Source organism: Streptomyces sp. NPDC021096, from assembly GCF_040641275.1.
Taxonomy (GTDB): Bacteria; Actinomycetota; Actinomycetes; order Streptomycetales; family Streptomycetaceae; genus Streptomyces.
Window position 1 is genome coordinate 1 of record NZ_JBFADG010000027.1, and the last position, 25,240, is coordinate 25,240.

The window sequence follows — 25,240 nt, forward strand, 5'->3', positions numbered from 1 at the left end:
CGCAGGACACCGTCGGCGTACGCGACCTCGATCTGCTCCGCCGCCTTCACGTCACGGCTCTTGGAGGCGTCGGCGGGCAGGACCTCGACCGTGGCGTCGGCACGGTCGGCGGCGATGAACCGGATGAGGCCCGCGGGGATGTCGAGGACGGCGGAGATCGGGGCGGTGGTGGCGAACTTCTGCATCGTTCTTTTTCCTCTGCTTCGGCGCGGTGTCGGTGTTTCCGACAGGCGAAAAGCTACGGTGCCTTCACCGGGCCAGCAACACCCTCGTTGCATAGAATCACCATCACTGCAGGTCAGAGCCGTATAATCATTGCAACGATCTTGGCGGGTAATGCAACGACAGCCACCCGCTCGTTGCAATGAAGTGAAGGTGAATGCTATGTCCGGAGGCACGTACGAGTGACATGGCGTTAGCCCGTACGGCAAGCAGGAAAGCCTCTTAGCGGATCGGTCCCCCGCACCTCAGGGCGCCCTGCCCGCGCACGGACAGAAAGGGCCTGCCTTGTCGCACATTCGCCGCACCCTCACCGTCACCGCCCTGCTGACCCTGCTCACCGTCGCCCTCGCGGCCCCCGCCCAAGCCGACCCGGTCGGCGACACGGTGACGGGCGCTGTCGGTGCCGTCACCGGTACCGTCGCCAGCCTGCCCGGCACCGTCACCGGTACCGCCGGCGGCCTTACCGAGCAGCTCAACAACGCCCTCGGCGGCCTCCTCGGCGGAGGCCAGTAGCTCCAGCCCCCACCGGCCGGGCCCCTTCCCGGGCCCGGCCGTGTTCGCTTGGGCCGGGCCCCGGTGTCAGGACGCCACGGACAGCACGATCTTTCCGGTCGTCCGCCCGGCCTCGCCCAGCGCGTGGGCCTTCGCCGCGTCCTCGAGGGCGAACACCGCGTCCACCCGCACCCGCAGGCGTCCGCTCTCCACGAGCGCGGCGATCTCCCGCAGGCCCGTGTGGTCCGGCTCGACGAGTACGAAGACGGCCCGTACGTCCGCCGCGCGGGCCTCATCCACCGGGAAGAACTCCTCCAGCGGCAGGACGGAGACCAGCGTGCCGCCCCTGCGCAGGGTGCGCAGGGAGCGGGGGCCGTAGTCGCCGCCGATGGTGTCGAGGGCGACGTCGACGTTCCGTACGGCCTCGGCGAAGTCGGTCGTCGTGTAGTCGACGACCTCGTCGGCGCCCAGGTCGCGCAGGAAGTCGTGCTTGGCGGCGCTCGCGGTGCCGATGACGTACGCGCCGCGCGCCTTGGCGACCTGGACGGCGAGGTGGCCGACTCCGCCGGCGGCGGCGTGGATCAGTACGCGGTCGCCCGGCCGGACGGCGGCGGTGTCGACGAGGGCCTGCCAGGCGGTGAGGGCGGCCAGCGGGAGTGCGGCGCCGTGGACGTGGTCCAGGCCCGCCGGGAGCGGGGCGAAGTGGCGGGCGGGGGCGGTGACGTACTCGGCGTAGGCGCCGGCCGGGTGGGGGAAGCGCGGCATGCCGAAGACCTCGTCGCCGGGGGCGAAGAGGGTGACGCCGCGGCCGACGGCCTCGACCACGCCGGACACGTCCCAGCCCAGCGTGAACGGCGGCCGCGTGCCGTCGGCGAGGGCGCCGCGCTCCCGGGTCTTCCAGTCGGCGGGGTTGACCCCGGCCGCGTGGACGCGGACGAGGATCTCCGTCGGACCGGGCTCCGGCCGCTCGGTCTCGATGACTTCGAGGACCTCCGGGCCGCCGGGTCGGGCCTGGCTGATGGCGCGCACTGGTGTCTCCTTCATGTGACTTCAGATGACTTCATATGGCTGGAATCAGGTGGTTCGAGACTGCGGGTCCGGCGGAACGCCCAGTAGTGGCCCGATGGCCAAGGTCTGAAAGGATCGGGCCATGCACAGCGTGGGAGTCCTGGCCCTGGACGGCGTCGTCCCCTTCGAACTGGGCATTCCGGGGCGGATCTTCGGCGTCGCCCGCGGCCCGGCCGGCGAACGGCTGTACTCCGTGGCGACGTGCAGCCTGGACGGGCGCCCGGTGCGGGCCGAGGCGGACTACGACCTCGCCGTCCGCCATGACGCGTCCCTGCTGGCCGAGGTCGACACCGTGGTCGTCCCGCCGTCCCACGCCCTGGGGCGGATCCGGGAGGAGGGGCGGCTGCCCGACGCACTGCGGGACGCCCTGGCGGCCGTACGGCCCGGTACGCGCATGGTGGCGATCTGCTCGGGCTCGTACGTCCTGGCCGCGGCCGGCCTGCTCGACCGCCGCCGCGCCACGACGCACTGGCAGGACGCGGAGCGGATGCAGCGGCTGTTCACGTCGGTGCGGATCGACCCGAACGTGCTCTTCGTCGACGACGGCGACGTCCTGACCTCGGCCGGGGTGGCCGCCGGAGTGGACCTGTGCCTGCACATCGTCCGCCGGGACCACGGCAGCGAGGTCGCCAACGACGTCGCCCGCGCCTGCGTCGTACCGCCCTGGCGCGACGGCGGCCAGGCGCAGTACATCCCCCGGCCGGTACCCGCCCCCACCACCCCCGGCGGCGGCACGGCCGCCACCCGGGCCTGGGCCCTGGAACGCCTCGACGAGCCCGTGACCCTGGCCGAGTTGGCCGCGCACGCACAGGTCAGCGTGCGCACGTTCACACGGCGCTTCCGCGAGGAGACCGGCACCAGCCCCGGCCGCTGGCTGCTCCGCCAGCGCGTCGACCGGGCCCGCCAGCTCCTGGAGAGCACCGACTGGCCCGTCGACCTGGTGGCCCACCGCGCGGGCTTCGGCACCGGCACGTCGCTGCGACAGCACCTGCACGCCGCGATCGGCGTCTCCCCGCAGGCGTACCGGCGGACCTTCCGGCCCACGGCGCGGGGCGGCGAGAGGGCCTGAGGCGATCCCGGCATCTCCCTCCGCCCGATGGGAACTTGTGCGAGATGGCCGGGTTTCGTCGTGGCGCCGGGGGCGGATCGCCTTCCGGGGAAGATTGACTGGTTCCATGAACACGACGCAGCCGCCCCACATCGTCTACAAGCCCGTGACCGGCAGGAGCATCGCGGTCGACCTGCGGTCCCTGCGCAAGGTGCACGGGCGGGGCGAGCGCGCGGTCACCGCACTGCACGACATCGACCACGGCTTCGTCAGTGGGACGTTCGCGGCGGTGATGGGCCCCTCCGGCTCCGGAAAGTCCACGCTGCTGCACTGCGCCGCCGGCCTGGAGCGCCCGACCTCGGGGACGGTCTCGCTCGCCGGGCGTGAGCTCGGGGGTTTATCCGAGCGGCAGTTGACGCTGCTGCGGCGGGACCGCATCGGCTTCGTCTTCCAGGACTTCCACCTCGTGCCCGCCCTGAGCGTCGCCGCCAACGTGGCCCTGCCACTGCGGCTGGCGGGGCGCAGGCCGAACGCGGCCCGACTGGACGAACTGCTCGCGACCGTCGGCCTGTTCGACAAGCGCGACCGTCGCCCGGCCGAGCTGTCGGGCGGCCAGCAGCAGCGGGTCGCCGTGGCCCGGGCGCTCGTCACCGACCCCGACGTGGTCTTCGCGGACGAGCCGACCGGAGCGCTGGACCGCGCCTCGGGCCGGGACGTGCTCGCCCTGCTGAGGGGCGCCGTCGACGGCATGGGCACCACCGTCGTCATGGTGACGCACGACCCGCAGGCGGCCGCCTGGGCGGACGAAGTGCTGATCCTGGCCGACGGACGGGTGATCGACCGCCTCACCGGGCACGACGCCGCCGCCGACACGATCGCGGCCCGCATGGCCGCCCTGGGGGTCTGAGGTGTTCTCCCTCGTCCTGGCCTCCGCGCGCACCCGTCTGTGGCAGTACGCCGGAGTGCTCGTCGTGGTCGTCATGAGCTCGGCCCTGGTCACCGTCCTGGCCACCGTGCTGGACCGGGTGCACCGGGCGGACACCGGACAGGCGGCCATGAAGTCGGCCGAATCACTGCTGGGCCTGGTCGGCGGGACCTCGGGGCTCACCGCCTGGCTGCTCGTGGTGAACACCATGTCCCTGGTCGTGCAGCAGCGCCGCCGCGAGATCGGAGCGCTGCGCACCGTCGGCGCGACGGCGCGGCAACTGCGCCTCCAGATCACCGGTGAGGCCCTGGTGATCTCCCTCGTGGGCGCGGCGGCCGGCGCCGGCATCGGGCTGGCCGCGGCGGGACCGGCCCTTCAGTGGCTCGTCCGCAACGACGTCCTGGACGCCGGTCCGACGGCCGGCCTGTCCCTGCCGGGCTTCACTGCGGGCGTGCTGTGCACCACGGCCATCGCCCTGCTCGCCGCCTGGACCGCCGCCAACGGCCCGATGCGCACCTCCCCGATCGCCGCCCTGCGCGAGGCGGAGGCCGAGCGGCGCGCGATGCCGCCCGGGCGGGCCGTCGGCGCGCTCGCCATGCTCGGTCTGACCTGGGCGGCCTGGGACTGGTACGGGCACCGCGACGGCCCGCACGAGGCCGTCAACGGGGCCATGGCGCTGTGCCTGCTGCTGATCCTCTCCGTCTGGCTGCTCATCCCCCTCCTGGTGCGCCCCATCGCCGCGCTGTGCGCCGTACCCGGGCGGCTGCTGTCCCGCTACTCGGGCACGCTCGCGGCGGCCAACAGCACGGCCGCCACGCGGCGCGTGGCGGCCATGGCGGGACCCGTGCTGATCGCGGCGGGCCTCAGCGCGATGCTGCTGTGCGGCAACGCCGTCTCGGGCGAGGTGGAGTCCCGGCCGGTGGCCCGGACGGCGGCGGCGGTGGCGGACCGGGCAGCGGCGGTGGCGGAGCGGGCGGAAGCGCCGGCGGCGTCCGCCCGGGCGGTGCCGGTACGGCCGGCGGAGGCAGGTGCGGCCGACGCCGGGCAGGCCGGGCAGGCCGGGCACGCCGGGCACGAGGAGTCCCGTCCGGCCGCCGCGCCGGAGCGGGGCGACGGGGGCCGCGCCGAGCGGCAGCGGGACCGCAACGCGGTGGGCATGCGCATCCTGATGACCCCCCTCATCACCTTCTCCGCGATCGGCATCCTGAACACGCTGCTGCTGGCCACCCGCCGGCGCCGCCAGGAATTCGCCGTCCTGCGGCTGACCGGGAGCACCCGGGGCCAGATGCTGCGCATGCTCGGCTGGGAGTCCGCCGTGGTCGTGCTGAGCGGCCTGATCGCGGCCGCCGCGGTCGTGGCCGTCTCCCTGGGCGGGCTCTGCGCGCGCGCCGACCTGCCCGCGGCCGACCTGCTGGAGCTCCTGCCCTGGGGAGCGCTCGCCCAGGTCGCCGCCGGCTGCGCCGGGCTGGGGCTGCTGGGCGTCGTCGTCCCCGGCCTGCTCGTCATGCGCGTCCAGCCCTCCCGGACCGCTCGCGACGTCGGCTGAGCACGCGGCCGGGACCGCCGGGCGTGGGGGCTGGGGGCTCCGGAGCCCCCAGCCGAAATCACTGCTGCGGCGCGATCACCACTGCCGTGCCGTACGCGCAGACCTCCGTGCCGACGTCCGCCGCCTCCGTCACATCGAAGCGGAACATGAGCACCGCGTTGGCGCCGCGGGCCTTGGCCTGCTGGACCAGGCGCTCCATGGCCTGGTTGCGGGTCTCCACGAGGGTCTTGGTCAGGCCCTTGAGCTCGCCGCCGACGAGGGACTTCAGACCCGCACCGATCTGGCTGCCGATGTGGCGGGAGCGCACCGTGAGGCCGAAGACCTCGCCGATGACCCGCTCCACCCGGTATCCGGGAACATCGTTGGTCGTGACCACGAGCACATCGGCCTTCTCGTGCTGGCCGCCACCGAACTCCTCGATGCCCATCGCATCCACCTCCGTCTGTGCAGTTTTGCCGGTCGCCGTCGTTGACGCACTCTGGAGGGGTGCGGTTGCTCCGGCCGGGCGTACGGGCCCGGTCCTCTTCTGGAACCGGGAGGGCGACGAACGCGTTGATAGCTTTGGGCCGCACATCGCCTCCCCCGCCTTGTGGCCGGGCCTCGCACGAGCCTGCGCCCTCGACCCAGGAGCCTCACACTCGTGACCCCGACCACCCTCGCGCTCGGCCCCCAGTGGCTGGACTCGGACTATCTGATCACCCAATTCGGGTTGATCGGCGTCCTGGCCATCGTCTTCGCCGAGTCGGGCCTCCTCATCGGCTTCTTCCTGCCGGGTGACTCCCTCCTCTTCACCACCGGCCTCCTGGTCACGACGGGACAGCTGGACTACCCGCTGTGGGCGGTGTGCGGACTCGTCGTGCTCGCGGCGGTCCTCGGTGACCAGGCGGGCTACCTCTTCGGCCGGAAGGTGGGCCCGGCGCTGTTCCGGCGCCCGGACTCGAAGCTCTTCAAGCAGGAGAACGTCGAGAAGGCCCACGAATTCTTCGAGAAGTACGGCCCGAAGTCGCTGGTCCTGGCCCGCTTCGTCCCGGTGATCCGCACGTTCACGCCGATCATCGCCGGCGTGAGCCGGATGAACTACCGCTCCTTCCTCACCTTCAACATCATCGGTGGCGCCCTGTGGGGCGGCGGCGTGACCGCGCTGGGCGCGGCGCTCGGCAAGGTGGAGTTCGTCCACAAGAACATCGAGGCGATGCTGATCGCGATCGTGCTGATCTCGGTTCTGCCGATCGCCTTCGAGTTCCTGCGCGCCCGTTCCAAGGCGAAGAAGGCCGAGGCGGAGGCTCCGGCCGCCGCCCCCGCCCCCGCCCCCTCCCCGGCCACCCCGCCGGCCGCGGCCGGTTTCCCGGAGGAGGACGAGTACGGCTTCCCCCTCGTGACCCCGGGTCAACAGGGTCAGCAGGGCGGTGGCTACGGTGCGCCGCAGCAGGGGTACCAGGCGCCGCAGCAGGGCGGCGGTGCGCAGGGAGGCCAGCGCGCCGATGTGTTCGGGGGGCCGCGAGGCGGCGGTTACGGTGCGCCCCAGCAGGGTGGCAGCGGTGCGCAGGGTCAGCGTGCCGATGTGTTCGGCGCCCCGCAGCAGGGCGGCGGCTACGGTGCGCCTCAGCAGGGCGGCAGCGGTGCGCAGGGTCAGCGTGCCGATGTGTTCGGGGGGCCGCAGCAGGGCGGCGGCTACGGCGCGCCCCAGCAGGGCGGCGGTGGTGCGCAGGGTCAGCGTGCCGATGTGTTCGGGGGGCCGCAGCAGGGCGGCGGCTACGGCGCGCCCCAGCAGGGGTACGCGGCCCCGCAACAGGGTGGCGGCTACGGCGCGCAGCAGCAGCCCGGCCCGTATGGCGCGCCCCAGCAGGGTGCTCCCTACGGCGCCCAGCAGCAGGGCGGCGGTTACGGTGCGCCCCAGCAGGGCGGTGGCTACAGCACCCCCCAGCAGGGGTACTCGGCGCCGCAGCAGGGCGGCGGCTATGGCGCGCCCCAGCAGGGCGGTGCCTACGGCGCCCCCCAGCCCGGCGGCTACGACGCCCACGGCGGCTACGACGCCCACGGCGGCTACGACCCCCACGGCGGCGGCGACCACGACCACGGCCAAGACGAGCACGGCGGCGGCCACGGCGGCGGCCCCCATGACCCGCCCCCGCACCACGGGCGTCACGCCCGTCGCTGACCCGCACTCCGAGGCCACGCGTCCGTTTCCCGGCCCCCCAGTGCGCGCCCGTACGCCCCATCAGGCATGGTGGCCGTAACTGGAGGGCGTAACGAGGAGCACGTGGTGGCTGATCGGCAGCGGGGCGGTCGTGGCGCTCCGGACCCGGAGCCCGGCGAGGATCGCAAGCCGCACTCCGACGAGGCGCACAGTGCCTTCACCCCGCCGCTGGGGGTGCCGCTGCCACCCCCGCCGGAGGATGAGCACCCCACATCGGAGTTCGCGCTTCCGGAAGGGGTCTCGCCCGAGCCGGACACCGGGCCGGAGGGCTCGGCGTTCGCCCTGCCCGAGGGCGCGGCCCCGGCCGGCTTCCACCCGGCCTTCACCCCGCCCTACGGCATCCCCAAGGTCTCCCTCGTCAAGGAGGCCCCCTGGCAGGACCGCATGCGCACCATGCTGCGCATGCCGCTGGGGGAGCGGCCGGTGCCGGACCGCCCGGAGAAGTCCGAGGAGCCCGGCCCGCCCGTACCGCGCGTGCTGGACCTGACGCTGCGCATCGGCGAGCTGCTGCTGGCGGGCGGCGAGGGCGCCGAGGACGTCGAGGCGGCGATGTTCGGCGTCGCGCACGCCTACGGGCTGGCGCGCTGCGAGCCGACCGTCACCTTCACCCTGCTGACCGTCAGCTACCAGCCGTCCCTCGTCGACGACCCGGTCACCGCCAACCGCACCGTGCGGCGGCGCGGCACCGACTACACCCGTCTGAACGCCGTCTACCGGCTGCTGCACGACATCACCTCGCAGGGGCTCACCCTGGAGGAGGCCTACGGCCGGCTGGCCGAGATACGCCGCAACCGCCACCCCTACCCGGGCTGGGAGCTCACCCTCGCCTCGGGGCTGCTCGCCGGCGCGGCGAGCCTGCTCGTGGGCGGCGGCGTCGTGGTGTTCCTCGCGGCGGCGGCCGGGGCGATGCTGGGCGACCGGCTGGCGTGGCTGGCGGCGGGGCGCGGGCTGCCGGAGTTCTACCAGTTCGTGGCGGCCGCGATGCCGCCCGCCGTGATGGGCGTGGCGCTGAGCACCGCCCATGAGTACGTGCACGTACAGGCCTCCGCCGTGATCACCGGCGGGCTGTTCGCGCTGATCCCCGGGCGGGCCCTGGTCGCGGGCGTGCAGGACGGCCTGACGGGCTACTACATCACCGCCGCGGCCCGCCTGCTGGAGGTCGGCTACCTCATCGCGGGCATCGTCTGCGGCGTGCTCGTGGTCCTCTACGGGGGCGTGCACTTCGGCGGCGGGACGCTCAACCCCGAGGCCGCGCTGGAGCGGGTGGAACGGCCCGTCACCCAGACCGTCGCGGCCATGATCCTGGCCTTCGCCTTCGCGGTGCTGCTCCAGCAGGAACGTCACACCGTATGGCTGGCCATGCTCAACGGCGGTGTGGCCTGGGTGGTCTACGGGGCGCTCGCCGACACCATCGGGGTCGACCCGGTGCCCGCCACGGCCGTGGCCGCGGGGCTCGTGGGCCTCTTCGGGCAGCTCTTCGCGCGCTACCGGCACGCCTCCGCGCTGCCGTACGTCACGGCGGCGATCGGGCCGCTGCTGCCCGGTAGCGCGGTGTACTTCGCCCTGCTGAACTTCGCCAAGAACGAGCTCAACACCGGCATCTCCAGCCTCACCAAGGCCGCGGCCCTGGCGCTGGCGATCGCCATCGGGGTGAATCTCGGGTCCGAGATGGCCCGGATGTTCCTGAAGGTGCCCGGCGCCGCGGCGCGCCGGGCGGCAAAGCGGACGCGCGGCTTCTAGTCGTACGAAGCCGCGCGTGCCGGTTGCCTCAGGGTGCTGCTCAGTGGTGCGAGCCGCCCGCGGCCTCGAGGCGCTTGTAGGAGGCCTCGATCTCGGCCTCGGCCTCGGCGCGGCCGACCCAGTCGGCACCCTCGACGGACTTGCCCGGCTCGAGGTCCTTGTAGACCTCGAAGAAGTGCTGGATCTCGAGGCGGTCGAACTCCGACACGTGGTGGATGTCGCGCAGGTGCTCCACGCGCGGGTCGTTCGCCGGGACGCACAGCAGCTTGTCGTCGCCGCCGGCCTCGTCCGTCATGCGGAACATGCCGATGGCGCGGCACTTGATGAGGCAGCCGGGGAACGTCGGCTCGTCGAGAATGACCATCGCGTCCAGCGGGTCGCCGTCCTCGCCGAGGGTGTTCTCGACGAAGCCGTAGTCGGCCGGGTACGAGGTCGAGGTGAAGAGTCGGCGGTCCAGACGGATGCGACCGGTCTCGTGGTCCACCTCGTACTTGTTCCGCGAACCCTTCGGGATCTCGATGGTGACGTCGAACTCCACGGGTGGCTCCTTCATGATCAACACATACGTCTGGTGATTAAGTGTCCCCCACGCAGGTGTGTGGTGGCGAAAGGGGCTGGTCCGTGGTGCCTGAAGCCGGACGCTGGCAGGTCAGGTGGTGGCGGGACGCCCCCGTGGCGCGGCGCCGAACCGTGCAGTTCGCCGCCACGTCCGCCGTGGCCGGTTTCGTGATCGCGACCGGTGCGGTGGCGGCCGCCGGCCCCTGGGACGGAGGTCAGCGTAAGGCCGAACGGGTGCGTGCCGTGACCGCCGGGCGAGTGGGTGGCGAGGGTCACTCCGCCGCCGGTCGGGTTCCGGCCGCCGCGCCGCCGGTGCTGGGCGCGCTGCGCGCCGGGCGGCCGTCCGCGCGCGAGGGCCTCGCGGCCGCCCTGGAGCCGCTCCTGCAGGACCCCGCGCTCGGCCCGGACCGCGCGGCGTCCGTCGTCGACGTGGCGAGCGGGGAGCCGCTCTTCGGCGCCGGGCAGGACGTCGCCTACACGCCCGCCTCCACCATCAAGCTGGCCACGTCGGCCGCGGCGCTCGCCGCGCTGGGGCCCGAGCACCGCATCGAGACGACCGTCGTCGACGGGGGCGCCGGCCGCATCGTGCTGGTCGGCGGGGGAGACCCCACGCTCACGGCCCGCCCCGCGCAGGGCCCCGGCCCGCGCTTCGCGAGCCTGACCGAGCTGGCCGACGCCACGGCGCGCGCGCTCAAGGCGCGCGGAACGACCCGTACCGCCCTCGCCTACGACGCCTCGCGCTACACCGGGCCCGTGCAGCACGTGATCGGGACCAACGAGAACCTCGCGCCCGTCAGCGCCCTCATGGTCGACGAGGGCCGGCTGGACGACTCCTCCCGCGGGCCCGCCGACCGTACGGCCGAGCCGGCGGCGGGCGCGGCCCGCAAGTTCGCCGCGATGCTGCGGGAGCGGGGCGTGGAGGTCGAGGGCGAGCCCACCGAGGGCGGGGCGGCACCGGACGCGGCCCGCCTCGCCGCGGTCGCCTCCGCGCCGCTGGCCGATCTGGTCGAGCGGGCGCTGACCAACAGCGACAACGACATCGCCGAGGCGCTGGCGCGGCAGACGGCGCTGGCGTCCGGGCAGCCGGCGAGCTTCGAGGGCGCGGCGAAGGCCGTCACCGACCGGCTGTCGGCCATGGGCCTGCCGATGGGGGCCGTCCGCATCGCCGACGGCAGCGGCCTGGACCGTGCCGACCAGGCCTCCGCGGAGTTCCTGGCCCGGCTGCTGGCCCGGGCCGCCGACCCGGCGGCGCCCCGGCTCCGCCCGGTCCTGACCGGACTGCCGGTGGCCGGCTTCACCGGCACCCTGCGCGAGCGCTACGGCCGCGACACGGCGGGCCGCGCCACCGTCCGGGCCAAGACCGGCACCCTCACCGGGGTCAACACCCTCGCCGGCACCGCGCTCACGCCCAGCGGCCGGCTGCTGTCCTTCGCCTTCCTGGCCTCCAACACGCCCTCGGCCGACGGCGCCCAGCAGGCGCTGGACCGCCTCGCCTCGGCGGTGGCCTCGACGCTCGACTGAACCGGCCCCCGGCGGGCCCGTGCCGGGACCGGGCAAGGCCTCTCCCCGAGCCCGGCGCAGCACGTACGGTGAAGCCATGACGAGCGTCGGTGGTACGGAGATGGTCGACTGGAAGCTCGCGGTGGCGACGGCGACTCGGCTCGTACGGCCGGGGCCGGAGGTCAGCCGGGAAGAGGCGCGTGCGGTGGTCGCCGAGCTGCGGCGGCACGCACGCTCCTCCGAGGAGCACGTACGGGCGTTCACACGGATGGCGCCCCCGGCGGGCGGGGGCGCGGACACTCCCGTCCTCGTCGTGGACCGGGCCGGGTGGATCAAGGCGAACGTCGCCGGTTTCCGGGCGCTGCTGGGGCCGCTGCTGGAGAAGATGCAGGACAGGCGCGGCAATCCCCCCGGAGGCGCGGTCCTGGGGGCCGTCGGCGGCAAGGTGACCGGCGTCGAGCTGGGGATGCTGCTGTCGTTCCTGGCGTCCCGGGTGCTGGGGCAGTACGAGACGTTCGCGCCGGCGAGCCGTGACCTGCCGGGCTCGCCCGACGGCGGCGGCCGGCTGCTGCTGGTGGCGCCCAACATCGTCCAGGTCGAGCGCGAGCTCGAGGTCGACCCGCACGACTTCCGCCTGTGGGTGTGCCTCCACGAGGAGACGCACCGCACGCAGTTCACGGCGGTGCCCTGGCTCCGCGACCACATCGAGGGCGAGATCCAGACGTTCCTCGGCGAGACGGAGGTCGACCCCGCCACCCTGCTGGAACGCGTGCGGGAGGCAGCCCAGTCGCTGGCGGGCGGCCGGCCCCCGGAGGGCCGCAGCATCGTGGAGCTGGTGCAGACCCCCGCCCAGCGGGAGGTCCTCGCCCGGCTGACGGCTGTGATGTCCCTGCTGGAGGGGCATGCGGACTACGTGATGGACGGAGTCGGTCCGCAGGTCGTACCGACCGTGGCCGAGATCCGGGAGAAGTTCCAGAAGCGGCGGGCCAGCGGTGCCGGACGGCTGGACGCCGCGCTGCGCAAACTGCTGGGTCTGGACGCCAAGCTGCGGCAGTACCGTGATGGCGAGCGGTTCGTACGGGCCGTCGTGGACGAGGTCGGCATGGACGGGTTCAACCGGGTCTGGACGTCGCCGAACACGCTCCCGACCAAATCGGAGATCGCCAAACCGGCGGACTGGGTCGCACGGGTGCACGGACGAACCGACGGGTGATGCCGGCACGCCCCGTGCCGGATGAACGCTCCCGTAATCACCCGTCCGAGGGACCGTTTGCCGAGGGTGGGCGTGCGATGCTCGGGTAAAGGCTCGTCTCTGTCACCATCGACGCACACAGCGTGACCGAGGCTCGAAGTCGCAAGGCTACGGCCCTCTCCCAAATGGCCCCCCGAATGGAACGATTGGACACACGGACATGGGTCCACACCCCGCGGTCGCGGCGATACGCCTGGCGGTCCGCCGCGTACTCCACGACGTCCTCACCCTGGCTCCGCCCGCCTCCGTACCCAGCGCCGCGCCCTCGGCGGCCTCCCCCGGCACGCCCCCGCTCGTCCTGGTCGCCTGCTCCGGCGGCGCCGACTCCATGGCGCTCGCCTCCGCCCTCGCCTTCGAGGCCCCCAGGCTCGGGGTCCGGGCCGGCGGGGTCACCGTCGACCACGGCCTCCAGCCGGGCTCCGACCTGCGCGCCGCCGAGGTCGTCGGCCGCCTCGCCGCCTTCGGCCTGGACCCCGTCGAGGCCGTCCGGGTGGACGTCGGCCGGGAGGGCGGCCCCGAGGCCGCGGCCCGCGACGCCCGCTACGCCGCGCTGGACGCCGTCGCCGACCGGCACGGCGCCGCCGCGATCCTGCTCGGCCACACCCGTGACGACCAGGCCGAGACGGTTCTGCTGGGGCTCGCCCGCGGCTCCGGCATCCGCTCGCTCTCCGGCATGGCCACCGCCTCCGGCGTCGGCGGCCGCTACCGCCGGCCCTTCCTTGGCCTGGACCGGCAGACCGCCCGCAAGGCGTGCATGGTCCAGTCGCTGCCCGTCTGGGACGACCCGCACAACGCCGACCCCGCCTACACCCGCTCCCGGGTCCGCCACGAGGCGCTGCCCGTCCTGGAGAAGGCCCTCGGCAAGGGCGTCGTGGAGGCCCTCGCCCGCACCGCCCAGCTCTCCCGGGACGACGCGGACGCCCTCGACTCCTGGGCCGCCGCCGTGGAGACGTCCGTCCGGGACGACTCCGGCGACCTGGAGGTCGCCAAGCTCTTCGCCCTGCCCCCCGCGGTCCGCCGCCGAGTGCTGCGCCGCGCGGCCATCGCGGCGGGCTCCCCGGCCGGTTCGCTCTTCGCCCGCCACCTGGAGGAAGTCGACCGTCTGATCACCGGCTGGCGCGGCCAGGGGGCCATCAACCTGCCCGGGCGCGTCGCGGTTCGCAGGCAGGGTGGCAGACTGGTCCTCCGGCAGGGCTGATTCGAACGGGGCGACACCGCCCCGTAGGCCGGACGAGTCTTGAACGAGCGAGAGTGGCGCGGGTGGACGACAAGGACATGGGCACCGATCTGAAGTCGGTGCTCATCACCAAGGAAGAGATCGACGCGAAGCTGGCCGAGCTGGCCGCGAAGATCGACGCGGAGTACGCGGGCAAGGACCTGCTCATCGTCGGCGTCCTCAAGGGCGCCGTGATGGTGATGGCGGACCTGGCGCGTGCGCTGTCCAACCCCGTCACCATGGACTGGATGGCCGTGTCCTCCTACGGCGCGGGCACCCAGTCCTCCGGCGTGGTGCGGATCCTCAAGGACCTGGACACCGACATCAAGGGCAAGCACGTCCTGATCGTCGAGGACATCATCGACTCCGGCCTCACCCTGTCGTGGCTGCTGTCGAACCTCGGCTCCCGCGAGCCGGCGTCGCTCAATGTCGTGACGCTGCTGCGCAAGCCGGAGGCGGCGAAGGTCGCCATCGACGTGAAGTGGGTCGGTTTCGACATTCCGAACGAGTTCGTCGTCGGTTACGGCCTCGACTTCGCCGAGAAGTACCGCAATCTGCCCTTCGTGGGCACGCTCGCGCCGCACGTCTACGGCGGCTGAGCACGCCCCGCTTCCGGAGCGGGTACCCCGGCGCGCGGGAACCGTACCCGGTTTCCCGCCGTTGGAGCAGGGTGAGGGCGGGTTTGTTGACCGTCCGCAGCGGCGTCGGGTGACAATGCTGGGGTACCGTCCGAAGGTCAGCCTTTTCAGGCTTTCAAGTCAAGCTTTCAAGGTCGAGCAGGACACCGCACGCACAGGCACCCCAATCCGGGGTGACCGTGCCTCACTGTGGCAGGAGGGACGGGGCGCTCGCGCCCCGTATGGATGGACGTGAAGCGCTACTTCCGTGGGCCGGTCATGTGGATCGTGCTGGCCGTCCTCGCCGTGGTCGTGTTGATGCAGGTCGTCGGCTCGTCCGGCGGCTACAAGTCGGTGGACACCAGCCAGGTCGTGCATGCGATCGACAAGAATCTGGTGAAATCGGCCGAGCTGACGACCGGCGACGAGAACAAGATCAAGGTCGAGCTGATCAACGGCCAGAAGATCAAGGGCTCCAGCAAGGTCCAGGCCAATTACATCGGCGACCAGGGTGTGGAGATCTCCAAGGATCTGCAGGCCAAGGCCGATGACGACGACCAGAAGACACTGCCCGAGGGCTACAACGTCTCGACGTCGAAGCAGAACCCCCTCGTCGGGGTGCTGCTCTCGCTGCTGCCCTTCGTACTGATCGTCGTGGTCTTCCTGTTCCTGATGAATCAGATGCAGGGCGGCGGCTCCCGAGTCATGAACTTCGGGAAGTCCAAGGCCAAGCTGATCACCAAGGACACCCCGAAGACGACCTTCGCCGACGTGGCGGGGTCCGACGAGGCCGTCGAGGAGCTCCACGAGATCAAGGAGTTCCTGCAGGAGCCGGCGAAGTTCCAGGCCGTCGGCGCCAAGATTCCCAAGGGCGTGCTGCTGTACGGCCCGCCCGGTACGGGCAAGACGCTGCTCGCGCGCGCCGTCGCCGGCGAGGCGGGCGTGCCGTTCTACTCGATCTCCGGCTCCGACTTCGTCGAGATGTTCGTCGGTGTGGGTGCCTCCCGGGTCCGTGACCTGTTCGAGCAGGCCAAGGCCAACGCCCCCGCCATCGTCTTCGTCGACGAGATCGACGCCGTCGGCCGGCACCGCGGCGCGGGCCTCGGCGGCGGCCACGACGAGCGCGAGCAGACGCTGAACCAGCTGCTCGTCGAGATGGACGGCTTCGACGTCAAGGGCGGCGTCATCCTGATCGCCGCCACGAACCGCCCGGACATCCTCGACCCGGCGCTGCTGCGCCCGGGCCGCTTCGACCGGCAGATCGCCGTCGACCGTCCGGACATGCAGGGCCGTCTGGAGATCCTCAAGGTCCACCAGAAGGGCAAGCCGGTCGCCCCGGACGTCGACCTCGCGGCCGTCGCCCGTCGTACCCCCGGCTTCACCGGTGCCGATCTGTCGAACGTCCTGAACGAGGCCGCCCTGCTGACGGCCCGCAGCGACCGCAAGCTGATCGACAACCACATGCTGGACGAGGCGATCGACCGTGTCGTGGCCGGACCGCAGAAGCGGACCCGGATCATGAGCGACAAGGAGAAGAAGATCACCGCGTACCACGAGGGCGGACACGCCCTGGTCGCGGCGGCCTCCCCGAACTCCGACCCGGTCCACAAGATCACGATCCTGTCCCGGGGCCGTGCGCTCGGCTACACCATGGTCCTCCCCGACGAGGACAAGTACTCCACCACGCGCAACGAGATGCTCGACCAGCTGGCCTACATGCTGGGCGGCCGCGCGGCGGAGGAGCTCGTCTTCCACGACCCGACCACGGGTGCCGCGAACGACATCGAGAAGGCCACGGCCACGGCCCGCGCGATGGTCACGCAGTACGGCATGACCGAGCGCCTCGGCGCGATCAAGTTCGGCTCCGACAACTCCGAGCCCTTCCTGGGCCGCGAGATGGCGCACCAGCGGGACTACTCCGAAGAGGTCGCCGCGCTGGTCGACGAAGAGGTCAAGAAGCTCATCGAGACCGCGCACAACGAGGCGTGGGAGATCCTGGTCGAGAACCGCGACGTCCTCGACAACCTGGTTCTGGCGCTCCTGGAGAAGGAGACGCTGAACAAGGAGGAGATCGCCGAGGTCTTCAAGCACATCGTGAAGCGCCCGGCCCGCCCGGCGTGGACCGGCTCCTCGCGCCGCACCCCCTCCACCCGCCCGCCGGTGCTCTCCCCCAAGGAGCTCGCCCCGGCCAACAACAACGGAGTGAACACCGTCGAGACGGTCGAGCTCCCGAAGGACAGCTCCGGTACGCCGGAGAGCTGATCCTGCCCCACGCGATCCGGCCCGGACAGGGCCCGGAATGGATGCCGCGTCCCCCAGGTTTTAGCCTTGGGGACGCGGCATCGCGCATATGCGCGCCCCTGAGAGGCCGCACTGGCGCGACACGTACGAGAGAACGAGGCAAGCCCATGACCGACCCGGTGACGCTGGACGCCGAGGGTTCCATCGGCGAGTTCGACGAGAAGCGGGCCGAGAACGCCGTCCGGGAGCTGCTGATCGCGGTCGGTGAGGACCCGGACCGGGAGGGCCTGCGGGAGACCCCGGCGCGCGTGGCACGGGCGTACAAGGAGATCTTCGCCGGCCTCTGGCAGGAGCCGGTGGACGTGCTGACCACGACGTTCGACCTCGGGCACGACGAGATGGTGCTCGTCCGGGACATCGAGGTGTACAGCACGTGCGAGCACCACCTGGTGCCCTTCCACGGCGTGGCGCACGTCGGCTACATCCCGTCGACGAGCGGCAAGATCACCGGTCTGTCGAAGCTGGCCCGGCTGGTGGACGTCTACGCCCGCCGGCCGCAGGTCCAGGAGCGGCTCACCACGCAGATAGCGGACTCCCTGATGGAGATCCTGGAGCCGCGCGGCGTGGTCGTGGTGATCGAGTGCGAGCACATGTGCATGTCCATGCGCGGCATCCGCAAGCCCGGCGCCAAGACGCTGACCTCCGCGGTGCGGGGCCAGCTGCGCGACCCCGCGACGCGTGCCGAGGCGATGAGCCTGATCATGGCCCGCTAGCCGGGAGCGGCTGGAGGAACGGAAAAGGGCCCGCTCAGGCGGGCCCTTTCTTGTGGTGCGGCGCGGTCACGCGCTGAGGCGGCTGCCCATCCACTTCAGGGTGGGGTTCAGCTCGCGGCGCCAGGTGTTGAAGTTGTGGCCGCCGCTGTCGAGGATGATCGAGGAGACCCGGGCGGGGGACTTCGCCGCCATGTCGATGAACTTCAGGGTGTCCTTGTAGTTGTGCTCGCCCTTCTTGCTGGAGGTGACCAGCAGGGAGACGGGCGGCAGCTCCTTGTTCTTCAGGCGCCACAGCAGGTCGTTCTCGTTCTCCAGCTGCTTGCTGCCGCCGAAGAGGGAACCGGTGGTCGCGTCCTGCGGGGCCTTGTAGTAGCCGGACAGGGAGGCGGCTGCGGAGTACGCGTCCGGGTGGCGCATGGCGAACTTCAGGGCGCAGTAGCCACCGGTGGAGTCGCCGATGATGCCCCAGTTCGCGGCCTTGGTGCCGACGCGGTACTGCTCCGAGATGGCCTTGCGCAGGTCCTTGGTGAAGAAGGTCTCGGTCTGGGGGCCGTTGGGTATGTCGATGCACTCGGTGTCGCGCGGCGGGGCGACGGTGGGCCGCATCATCACGAGGATGGTGGGCTGCATCTTCTTGTCCTTGGCCAGCTTGTGCGCGCGGACCGGGTAGTCCAGGCCCTTGACCAGGGCCTCGGCGGTGCCCGGGTAGCCGGTCAGGGCGACGGAGGCCGGAAAGGTCTTGTTCGCGTACTGCGGCTGGAAGTACTCCGGCGGCAGGTAGACGTAGGCCGGGCTGGAGATCTTGGACTCGGGCCCGACGATGTTGATCTTTTCTATCTTGCCGCCGACGCGCGGGACGTCGCCCCGCGGCACCTTGACCGCCTGGGCGCTCACGACCTGCACCCGCTTGGCACCGGCGCTGTGGTCGACGACCACACCCTCGTTCTTGACCTGGCCGAAGAGGTCGGCCCACGAGCCGTAGAAGCCGAAGGACTGGTTCGCCCACAGGCCGATGGCGGCGAACAGCGACAGCTGGGTGGCGAGCATCATGCCGACCCGGGCGAAGACGGAGCCGACGCCCTTCTTGCCCAGGCGGGGCCAGAGCCAAATGGTCAATGCGAAGAGCACTACCGCCGCCACGATGGCAAGCAGGAGTACTGCCATGCTGGTGAGACCCATGAGGTGCTTTCTGCCGAGCGACCCGGCGCCGAGTCGCGGAATGGTTACTTCTTTCCGGGCTCGGCCCCCCACGGAACCTCAACCCCGAAACCGTCGTCCTACAGGGCGCACATTGCACGGGTGCTGCCGCCAGATGGCGCAGGCCCACTCGACAGGACGACGGGAAGAGATGTCTGTCAGGGTAGATGGCAAAAAGTCCGACGAGGTTCCCCAGGGGCCGAAGTGGCTGTCGGTGCTTGCGCGTCTCGCGAAGGGACCGAAGCCCGAGCGCGTGCCTGCCGTCGTAGGTACGGTCGGTGCCCTCATCGGCCTGGCGGACATCGTGGCGGGGGTCGTCCCGAGGTTCCGCTTCAGCAAGGTCCACTCCCTTGCCGAGGTGCTGCCCGGAACGGTCTCGCAGCTGGCCGCCGCCGGTTCGATCGTCGTGGGCATCCTGCTGCTCATGCTTGCCCACGGCCTCAAGCGGGCCAAGAAGCGCGCCTGGCTCGCCGCCGTGGTGGTTCTGCCGATCGGCGCGGCCGCACAGCTGATCTACCGGCACTCGATCGTCGGTACGGTCTTCTCCCTGCTGCTCTTCGTGTACCTCCTGCGGCACAAGAGCGCCTTCCCGGCCCTGCCGGACCCGCGCAGCCGCTGGAAGGCGGCGGCCAACTTCATCCTCCTGGGCGGCGTCAGCTTCGCCCTCGGCTGGGTGATCGTCGGCTCGCACCCCAAGCAGATGATCGGCGACCCGCCGGTGCTGGAGCAGATCGAGCACGTCATCTGGGGTCTGTTCGGCTTCGAAGGATCGATCCGCTACACCGGCGGCGTCGACTACACCGTCGGCTACTCCCTCGGCGCCCTCGGCCTGCTGACCGTCGCCACCACCGCCTTCCTGGCCTTCCAGCCGGCGTACCCGGCCCCCCTCCTCACCGAGGAGGCCGAGGACAAGCTGCGCGAGCTGCTCGACAAGCACGGTGAGCGCGACTCGCTCGGCCACTTCGCGCTGCGCCGCGACAAGAGCGTCGTCTTCTCCCCCAGCGGCAAGGCCGCCGTCTCCTACCGCGTCGTCTCCGGCGTGATGCTCGCCAGCGGCGACCCCATCGGTGACGTCGAGGCCTGGCCGGGCGCGATCGAGCAGTTCATGGAGCTGGCCAAGCGCCACTCCTGGACCCCCGCGGTCGCCGGCTGCAGCGAGACCGGTGGCGAGGTGTGGACCCGTGAGACCGGTCTGGACGCCCTGGAGATGGGCGACGAGGCCATCGTCGACGTCGCCGACTTCAGCCTGACCGGCCGCTCCATGCGCAACGTCCGACAGATGGTCAAGCGCATCGAGCGCAACGGCTACTCCACCAAGACGCGCCGCGTCGGGGACCTGAGCCCCGAGGAGCTCGAGGTCGTCCAGAAGGCCGCCAACGCCTGGCGCGACACCGAGGACGAGCGCGGCTTCTCCATGGCCCTGGGCCGCATCGGCGACCCCAAGGACCTGGACGCGATCATCGCGACCGCCCACAAGGACCCGGAGGAGGGCGAGGACCTCCCCTTCGGCGACCTCCGCGCCATGCAGCACTACGTGCCGTGGGGCAAGGACGGCAGCTCCCTGGAGCTGATGCGCCGTGACCGCAGCGCCGACCCGGGCATGAACGAGCTGCTGATCGTCGCCTTCCTGCAGGCCGCGCCCGAGCTCAAGATCAAGCGACTGTCGCTGAACTTCGCGTTCTTCCGCTCCGCCCTCGAGCGCGGCGGCAAGCTGGGCGCGGGCCCGGTGGTCCGCATCCAGCGCTCGGTGCTGATCTTCCTCTCGCGCTGGTTCCAGATCGAGTCGCTGTACAAGTTCAACGAGAAGTTCCGCCCCCGCTGGGAGCCGCGCTTCATCGTCTTCCCGAACAGCCGCGACCTGCCCCGCATCGGCTTCGCGATGATGCAGGCGGAGGGCTTCCTGGAGCTGCCGCGACTGCTGCGCCGCCGCCCGGCCGAGCCGAAGCACTTCCCGCACGACGAGGAGAGCGCACCCGAGCAGAGCGAGGTCACGCGCGCGGCGTGACGCGCCTGGCGTGAGCCGCCCTGCGGCCTTGCGGAAGCCCTCCCCGGACACCGTCCGGGGAGGGCTTCCGCTTTTCCGCCCCCCGTGCGGTGCGGTGCCGCATCCTCCGCACGCCCTAGGCTGGACGGTATGAGTACGCTGCGCGGCCGTGTGGGGCCGGTCGGACTGCCCGAATGGGACCGCTGTGCGGTGATGGGCGTCGTCAACGTCACCCCCGATTCGTTCTCGGACGGCGGGCACTGGTTCGACACCGCCCTGGCGGTCAAGCACGGCCTCGACCTGGCCGCCGCCGGCGCGGACCTGGTCGACGTGGGCGGGGAGTCCACCCGTCCGGGCGCCTCCCGGGTGGACGAGGACGAGGAGCTGCGCCGGGTGGTCCCGGTCGTCCGCGAGCTGGCGGGCGAGGGCGTGGTGGTGTCCGTGGACACCATGCGCGCCTCGGTGGCCGAGGCCGCGGTCGAGGCGGGCGCGGTGCTGGTCAACGACGTGAGCGGCGGGCTCGCGGACCGGGCGATGGTGCCGGTGGTGGCGGCCGCCCGGGTGCCGTTCGTGGTGATGCACTGGCGCGGCTTCAGCGCCGACATGAACAGCCGGGCCGTCTACGGGCCCGATGTGACCGGAGAGGTCCTCGGGGAGCTGCGGCGGCGCGTGGACGAGGTGATCGCCGGCGGCATCGAGCCGGAGCGCCTCGTGCTGGACCCGGGCCTGGGCTTCGCCAAGAACGCCGAGCACGACCTGGCCCTGGTGGCCGGGCTGGCCCGGATCCGCCGGGAGACCGGGCTGCCGCTGCTGGTGGCCGCCTCCCGCAAGCGGTTCCTGGGCCGGGTGCTGGCCGGGCCCGACGGCGACCCGCCGCCGGCCCGTGAGCGGGATGCCGCGACGGCGGCCGTGTCGACGCTGGCGGCGCGGGAGGGAGCGTGGGCGGTGCGGGTGCACGAGGTGCGGGCGAGCGCGGACGCGGTGCGGGTCGTACGGGCGGTGCAGGGCGCCGAGGGGGCGGTGTGAGCGCCGCCCGCACGGACAGCGAGCGGGTCGAGCTGGCCAACACGGCCCTGTACGAGGCGGTGGAGCGCGGCGACACGGCGGCCATGGACCGGCTCTGGCTGAACGTGCCGGGCACCGAGGTCTCGTGCGTCCACCCGGGGTGGCCGGTGCTGCGCGGGCGGAACGAGGTGCTGCGCTCGTACGCCCTGATCATGGCCAGCACCGACTACATCCAGTTCTTCCTGACCGACGTCGAGGTGACGGTCGCGGGGGACACCGCGATGGTGACCTGCACGGAGAACATCCTCAGCGGCGCCCCGGCCGAGAACGAGGGCGAGCTGGGTCCGCTCGTGGGGCAGCTGGTCGTGGCCACCAATGTGTTCCGGCGGTCGGGTGACGAGTGGAAGGTGTGGTCGCACCACGGCTCGCCGGTCCTCGCGGGCCGGGACGAGGAGGATGAGGATGAACAGGGCAATTCCGGCGGACCGGGCCCGGCTGAGCCGACGGGGTGACGTGGCGTAGGACACGTCAGTGTGAGGGGTATGTGACCACTCGTTCGAGCTGCTCGCCGGGCGGGTAGGGGTGGATCGCGGGTCCGCGGGGTAGGCGCGGCGGGTGCCGGATAGCACCGTATGCGCTCCTTGTCCATAGCACCCGCGGGCGGGCGCTGTCGGTGTCCGCAGGTAGATTCGATGGTGGGCAACCCGGCCGACGGCAGGGACGGGGGCCGCGCCGGCGCCGACCGGTGGGCTTCCATACCGGCCCATACCGACAACCAGCAGGAGTGATTCGGGTGGATCGTGTCGCGCTGCGCGGCTTGAAGGCTCGCGGGCACCACGGGGTGTTCCCCCGGGAGCGCGAGGAAGGGCAGACCTTCGTCGTGGACCTGGTGCTGAGCCTGGACACCCGGCCTGCCGCGGCCGATGACGACCTCGCGAAGACCGTGCACTACGGCATCGTGGCGGAGGAGGTCGTCGACATCGTCCAGGGCGAGCCGGTCGACCTCATCGAGACGCTCGCCGAGCGCATCGCCGAGCAGTGCCTCAAGCACGAACCGGTGCGGGAGGTGGAGGTCGTCGTGCACAAGCCCGACGCCCCGATCACCGTTCCTTTCGACGACGTGACGATCACTATTACCCGGAGCCGAGTATGAGCAGCAGCGACCCGACCGTGCAGCCGGTGCCCGCCTCCGTGGTGGAGCGGGTGGACGCCGCCGATGTGACGCTGAGCAATCCCAAGCGAGCCGTGATCTCGATCGGCAGCAACCTGGGCAACCGCCTGGAGATCCTGCAGGGTGCGATCGACGCGCTGGAGGACACGCCCGGCCTGCGGGTCAAGGCCGTGTCCCCGGTCTACGAGACCGAGCCCTGGGGCGTCGAGCCCGGCTCCCAGCCCTCGTACTTCAACGCGGTCGTGCTCGTGAAGACCACGCTCCCGCCGGACTCCCTCCTGGAGCGCGGCCACGCGATCGAGGAGGCCTTCGAACGGGTGCGCGAGGAGCGCTGGGGCTCGCGCACGCTCGACGTCGACATCGTCACCTACCAGGACGTCGTCTCCGACGATCCGGTGCTGACGCTGCCGCACCCGCGCGTGCATGAGCGCGCCTTCGTGCTCGTGCCGTGGTACGACGTGGAGCCGGAAGCCGTGGTTCCGGGACATGGTCCGGTCGCCGAGCTGCTGGCCGGTATCGACCGTGGCGGCGTCGAACCGCGGGCCGACCTGGAACTGCGACTGCCCGAGTAGCCGTTGGGGCAGTGTGGTTTCGTGTGCGCTGAGGACGATTGACGATGAGGGGCGACGGCTCGGTGAAGCAACTTCGGATCGGGGTCCTGGTCGGCCTGTTCGCCGTGGCCGGGGTGCTCTCGTGGGCCGCCGCCCGGCTGTGGGACTCCCTCGGCACGCTGCCGAGCGTCCCGGTGGCGGCGCCGATCGTGCTGGCGGTCATCGCGGTGGTCCTCGCCGCGACGGCGCTCTCCCTGCGGGCCCGGCTGCGGGCCCAGCGTGAGCGCCGGCCCGGAGCCAAGGGGGTCGACCCCCTGCTGGCGGCGCGGGCCGTGGTCTTCGGCCAGGCCAGCGCGCTCGTCGCGGCGCTGGTCGCCGGGATGTACGGCGGCGTCGGCGTCTTCCTGCTCATCGACGGCCTCGACGTGCCCGCCCGGCGCGACCAGGCGATCTACGCCGCGGCGTCGGTCCTGGCGGGCGCGTGCGTGATAGCGGCGGCGTTCTTCATGGAGCGCGTGTGCAAGCTCCCGGAGGACGACGACGAAAACGACGGCACGGGCGCGGCGCGGGCGTGACTCCCGGGGCTCCGCCCCGGACCCCGGTCCTCAATCGCCGGACGGGCTGAAATTCAGCCCGTCCGGCGATTGAGGACAAGACCTACACGCCCGCGATCGTCTCCACGTCCGCCTCGCTGCGCTCGCCGCCCCGCGCGTCGGCCTCGATCGACCGCCGCAGCGCCTCATGCAGCCGCGCCGGCGTCAGCACCCCCAAGAAGTGGTCCGCGGCCTCCCCGTCGAGCACCGCGATCCACCCGGCGTCGTGCTGCAGCATCGTGCTGAACGCCTGCTTGAGCGACGCCCCCAGCGGAAGCCACGCGTCCATGCGCCGTGCCCGCGAACGGACCCGTATCGCGCCGTCGCCGGAGGCCACCGCGTCCGCGGAGATCCAGCCGTGCAGGCGGTCGGCGTCGTCCAGGACGACGGCCCAGCGCGCGTCGTCCCGGGCGAGCCGGGCGCGCGCGGACGACAGCGGGTCGTCGAGGTGGACGACGGGCGGCTGCTCGAGGTCCCCGGCCTCGATCGGCGTCACCGACAGCCGCTTCAGACCCCGGTCGGCCCCGACGAAGTCGGCGACGTACGGCGTGGCGGGGGCGCCGAGCACGGCGGCCGGCGCGTCGAACTGCTCGATGCGACCGCTGCCGTACACCGCGATCCGGTCGCCGAGCCGCACGGCCTCCTCGATGTCGTGGGTCACGAACAGCACCGTCTTGCGGACCTGCGACTGCAGGCGCAGGAACTCGCTCTGGAGCCGCTCCCGCACGACCGGGTCGACCGCGCCGAAGGGTTCGTCCATCAGGAGTACGGGCGGGTCGGCGGCGAGCGCCCGCGCCACCCCGACCCGCTGGCGCTGACCGCCCGAGAGCTGGTCGGGGTAGCGGTCCCCGTAGACGGACGGGTCGAGCCCGACGAGGTCCAGGAGCTCGGCCGCCCGGGCGCGCGCCTTCTTGCGCTGCCAGCCCAGCAGATGGGGCACGGTCGCCGTGTTCTCCAGAACCGTCTTGTGCGGGAAGAGCCCGACCTGCTGGATGACGTAGCCGATGCGGCGGCGCAGTTCGACGGGGTCGACCGTCGCGATGTCCTCGCCGTTCACGCTGATGCGGCCGCTTGTGGGCTCGATCAGCCGGTTGACCATCTTCATCGTGGTCGTCTTGCCGCAGCCGGACGGTCCGACGAGCGTGACCAGCTCGCCCTCCGCCACCTCGAAGGACAGGTCGTCCACGGCGGTCGTACCGTCGGCGTAGCGCTTGGTGACGTGCTCGAAACGGATCATGGGTCCCCATTGTGGCCGTACTTCTGCTCGAACAATGGTGCAACCGCATGGCCGCCGGAGGCGAATGTCAGTAGGCCGAGTTAGGGTCGCCAGTGACCGACCGTGAA

Annotated in this window: 23 protein-coding genes and 1 pseudogene; 18 read left to right on the forward strand and 6 right to left on the reverse strand. The window is 72.0% G+C overall.

Annotated features, from left to right (window positions below):
- A pseudogene (locus AB0G59_RS25195) lies at nucleotides 1-185 on the reverse strand (hypothetical protein); the annotation flags it as partial.
- Nucleotides 186-507: 322 nt separating this feature from the next.
- On the opposite strand from AB0G59_RS25195, the gene AB0G59_RS25200 reads away from it, so the two are divergent.
- Nucleotides 508-735: a hypothetical protein gene (locus AB0G59_RS25200; protein WP_360915770.1), complete on the forward strand. Its 228-nt coding sequence runs from the start codon at nucleotides 508-510 to the stop codon at nucleotides 733-735.
- A 66-nt stretch (nucleotides 736-801) separates the two neighbouring features.
- Here AB0G59_RS25200 and AB0G59_RS25205 read toward each other — a convergent pair whose 3' ends face one another.
- Nucleotides 802-1,758, reverse strand: a complete 957-nt coding sequence (locus AB0G59_RS25205; RefSeq protein WP_360915773.1) for an NADP-dependent oxidoreductase — start codon at nucleotides 1,756-1,758, stop codon at nucleotides 802-804.
- 106 nt (nucleotides 1,759-1,864) lie between these two features.
- Here AB0G59_RS25205 and AB0G59_RS25210 point away from each other — a divergent pair, with 106 nt between their 5' ends.
- The 3 genes from AB0G59_RS25210 to AB0G59_RS25220 all read left to right on the forward strand — a co-directional run bounded on the left by AB0G59_RS25210 (nucleotide 1,865) and on the right by AB0G59_RS25220 (nucleotide 5,301).
- Nucleotides 1,865-2,851 carry a helix-turn-helix domain-containing protein gene (locus tag AB0G59_RS25210; protein WP_360915776.1) on the forward strand — a complete coding sequence of 329 codons (987 nt, stop codon included), beginning with the start codon at nucleotides 1,865-1,867 and terminating at the stop codon, nucleotides 2,849-2,851.
- 106 nt (nucleotides 2,852-2,957) lie between these two features.
- Nucleotides 2,958-3,737, forward strand: a complete 780-nt coding sequence (locus AB0G59_RS25215; RefSeq protein WP_360915779.1) for an ABC transporter ATP-binding protein — start codon at nucleotides 2,958-2,960, stop codon at nucleotides 3,735-3,737.
- A 1-nt stretch (nucleotide 3,738) separates the two neighbouring features.
- Nucleotides 3,739-5,301 (forward strand): ABC transporter permease, encoded by a 1,563-nt coding sequence (locus AB0G59_RS25220; protein WP_360915782.1) that lies wholly within the window; start codon nucleotides 3,739-3,741, stop codon nucleotides 5,299-5,301.
- A gap of 58 nt (nucleotides 5,302-5,359) precedes the next feature.
- Here the strand turns inward: AB0G59_RS25220 and AB0G59_RS25225 are convergent, their stop codons facing one another.
- Nucleotides 5,360-5,728, reverse strand: a complete 369-nt coding sequence (locus AB0G59_RS25225; RefSeq protein ID WP_071962291.1) for a YbjQ family protein — start codon at nucleotides 5,726-5,728, stop codon at nucleotides 5,360-5,362.
- Nucleotides 5,729-5,941: 213 nt separating this feature from the next.
- Here AB0G59_RS25225 and AB0G59_RS25230 point away from each other — a divergent pair, with 213 nt between their 5' ends.
- Both AB0G59_RS25230 and AB0G59_RS25235 read left to right on the forward strand, forming a co-directional pair.
- Nucleotides 5,942-7,459, forward strand: coding sequence for a DedA family protein (locus AB0G59_RS25230; RefSeq protein ID WP_360915785.1), 1,518 nt, complete (start codon nucleotides 5,942-5,944; stop codon nucleotides 7,457-7,459).
- Nucleotides 7,460-7,561: 102 nt separating this feature from the next.
- Nucleotides 7,562-9,238 (forward strand): threonine/serine exporter family protein, encoded by a 1,677-nt coding sequence (locus AB0G59_RS25235; RefSeq protein WP_360915788.1) that lies wholly within the window; start codon nucleotides 7,562-7,564, stop codon nucleotides 9,236-9,238.
- Nucleotides 9,239-9,278: 40 nt separating this feature from the next.
- Here the strand turns inward: AB0G59_RS25235 and AB0G59_RS25240 are convergent, their stop codons facing one another.
- Complete coding sequence (locus AB0G59_RS25240; protein WP_071962293.1) at nucleotides 9,279-9,776, reverse strand: inorganic diphosphatase; 498 nt, start codon at nucleotides 9,774-9,776, stop codon at nucleotides 9,279-9,281.
- A gap of 83 nt (nucleotides 9,777-9,859) precedes the next feature.
- Here AB0G59_RS25240 and dacB point away from each other — a divergent pair, with 83 nt between their 5' ends.
- The 6 genes from dacB to folE all read left to right on the forward strand — a co-directional run bounded on the left by dacB (nucleotide 9,860) and on the right by folE (nucleotide 17,395).
- Nucleotides 9,860-11,317, forward strand: a complete 1,458-nt coding sequence (gene dacB / locus AB0G59_RS25245; RefSeq protein WP_360915791.1) for a D-alanyl-D-alanine carboxypeptidase/D-alanyl-D-alanine-endopeptidase — start codon at nucleotides 9,860-9,862, stop codon at nucleotides 11,315-11,317.
- Between the two features lie 76 nt (nucleotides 11,318-11,393).
- Entirely contained in the window at nucleotides 11,394-12,509 is a 1,116-nt protein-coding gene (locus AB0G59_RS25250; RefSeq protein ID WP_360915794.1) for a zinc-dependent metalloprotease, read from the forward strand.
- A 199-nt stretch (nucleotides 12,510-12,708) separates the two neighbouring features.
- Entirely contained in the window at nucleotides 12,709-13,746 is a 1,038-nt protein-coding gene (gene tilS, locus AB0G59_RS25255) for a tRNA lysidine(34) synthetase TilS (RefSeq protein WP_360915797.1), read from the forward strand.
- Nucleotides 13,747-13,823: 77 nt separating this feature from the next.
- Entirely contained in the window at nucleotides 13,824-14,363 is a 540-nt protein-coding gene (hpt, locus tag AB0G59_RS25260) for a hypoxanthine phosphoribosyltransferase (protein WP_004940393.1), read from the forward strand.
- Nucleotides 14,364-14,627: 264 nt separating this feature from the next.
- Nucleotides 14,628-16,643, forward strand: coding sequence for an ATP-dependent zinc metalloprotease FtsH (ftsH, locus tag AB0G59_RS25265; protein ID WP_360915920.1), 2,016 nt, complete (start codon nucleotides 14,628-14,630; stop codon nucleotides 16,641-16,643).
- Nucleotides 16,644-16,789: 146 nt separating this feature from the next.
- A complete protein-coding gene (gene folE, locus AB0G59_RS25270; RefSeq protein ID WP_071962298.1) occupies nucleotides 16,790-17,395 on the forward strand; it encodes a GTP cyclohydrolase I FolE in 606 nt (201 codons plus the stop codon).
- A 66-nt stretch (nucleotides 17,396-17,461) separates the two neighbouring features.
- Here the strand turns inward: folE and AB0G59_RS25275 are convergent, their stop codons facing one another.
- Nucleotides 17,462-18,574, reverse strand: coding sequence for an alpha/beta hydrolase-fold protein (locus tag AB0G59_RS25275; RefSeq protein ID WP_360915800.1), 1,113 nt, complete (start codon nucleotides 18,572-18,574; stop codon nucleotides 17,462-17,464).
- Nucleotides 18,575-18,743: 169 nt separating this feature from the next.
- On the opposite strand from AB0G59_RS25275, the gene AB0G59_RS25280 reads away from it, so the two are divergent.
- The 6 genes from AB0G59_RS25280 (at nucleotide 18,744) to AB0G59_RS25305 (ending at nucleotide 23,878) form a co-directional block, all read left to right on the forward strand.
- The gene (locus AB0G59_RS25280) at nucleotides 18,744-20,597 is read left to right on the forward strand and encodes a phosphatidylglycerol lysyltransferase domain-containing protein (RefSeq protein ID WP_079273663.1); all 1,854 of its coding nucleotides are present in this window, start codon (nucleotides 18,744-18,746) and stop codon (nucleotides 20,595-20,597) included.
- Nucleotides 20,598-20,726: 129 nt separating this feature from the next.
- Nucleotides 20,727-21,602, forward strand: coding sequence for a dihydropteroate synthase (gene folP, locus AB0G59_RS25285; RefSeq protein WP_360915803.1), 876 nt, complete (start codon nucleotides 20,727-20,729; stop codon nucleotides 21,600-21,602).
- Nucleotides 21,599-22,093 (forward strand): nuclear transport factor 2 family protein, encoded by a 495-nt coding sequence (locus AB0G59_RS25290; protein WP_071962303.1) that lies wholly within the window; start codon nucleotides 21,599-21,601, stop codon nucleotides 22,091-22,093. The genes folP and AB0G59_RS25290 overlap by 4 nt, the downstream gene beginning before the upstream one ends.
- A gap of 281 nt (nucleotides 22,094-22,374) precedes the next feature.
- On the forward strand, nucleotides 22,375-22,734 hold the full coding sequence (folB, locus tag AB0G59_RS25295) for a dihydroneopterin aldolase (RefSeq protein ID WP_071962305.1): 360 nt from the start codon (nucleotides 22,375-22,377) through the stop codon (nucleotides 22,732-22,734).
- Nucleotides 22,731-23,324 (forward strand): 2-amino-4-hydroxy-6-hydroxymethyldihydropteridine diphosphokinase, encoded by a 594-nt coding sequence (gene folK, locus AB0G59_RS25300; protein ID WP_360915807.1) that lies wholly within the window; start codon nucleotides 22,731-22,733, stop codon nucleotides 23,322-23,324. Before folB ends, folK begins: the two co-directional genes overlap by 4 nt.
- A 62-nt stretch (nucleotides 23,325-23,386) precedes the next feature.
- Entirely contained in the window at nucleotides 23,387-23,878 is a 492-nt protein-coding gene (locus AB0G59_RS25305; RefSeq protein WP_071962356.1) for a DUF3180 domain-containing protein, read from the forward strand.
- A gap of 82 nt (nucleotides 23,879-23,960) precedes the next feature.
- Here AB0G59_RS25305 and AB0G59_RS25310 read toward each other — a convergent pair whose 3' ends face one another.
- Nucleotides 23,961-25,133 carry a betaine/proline/choline family ABC transporter ATP-binding protein gene (locus AB0G59_RS25310; RefSeq protein ID WP_360915810.1) on the reverse strand — a complete coding sequence of 391 codons (1,173 nt, stop codon included), beginning with the start codon at nucleotides 25,131-25,133 and terminating at the stop codon, nucleotides 23,961-23,963.
- Nucleotides 25,134-25,240: the final 107 nt, after the last annotated feature.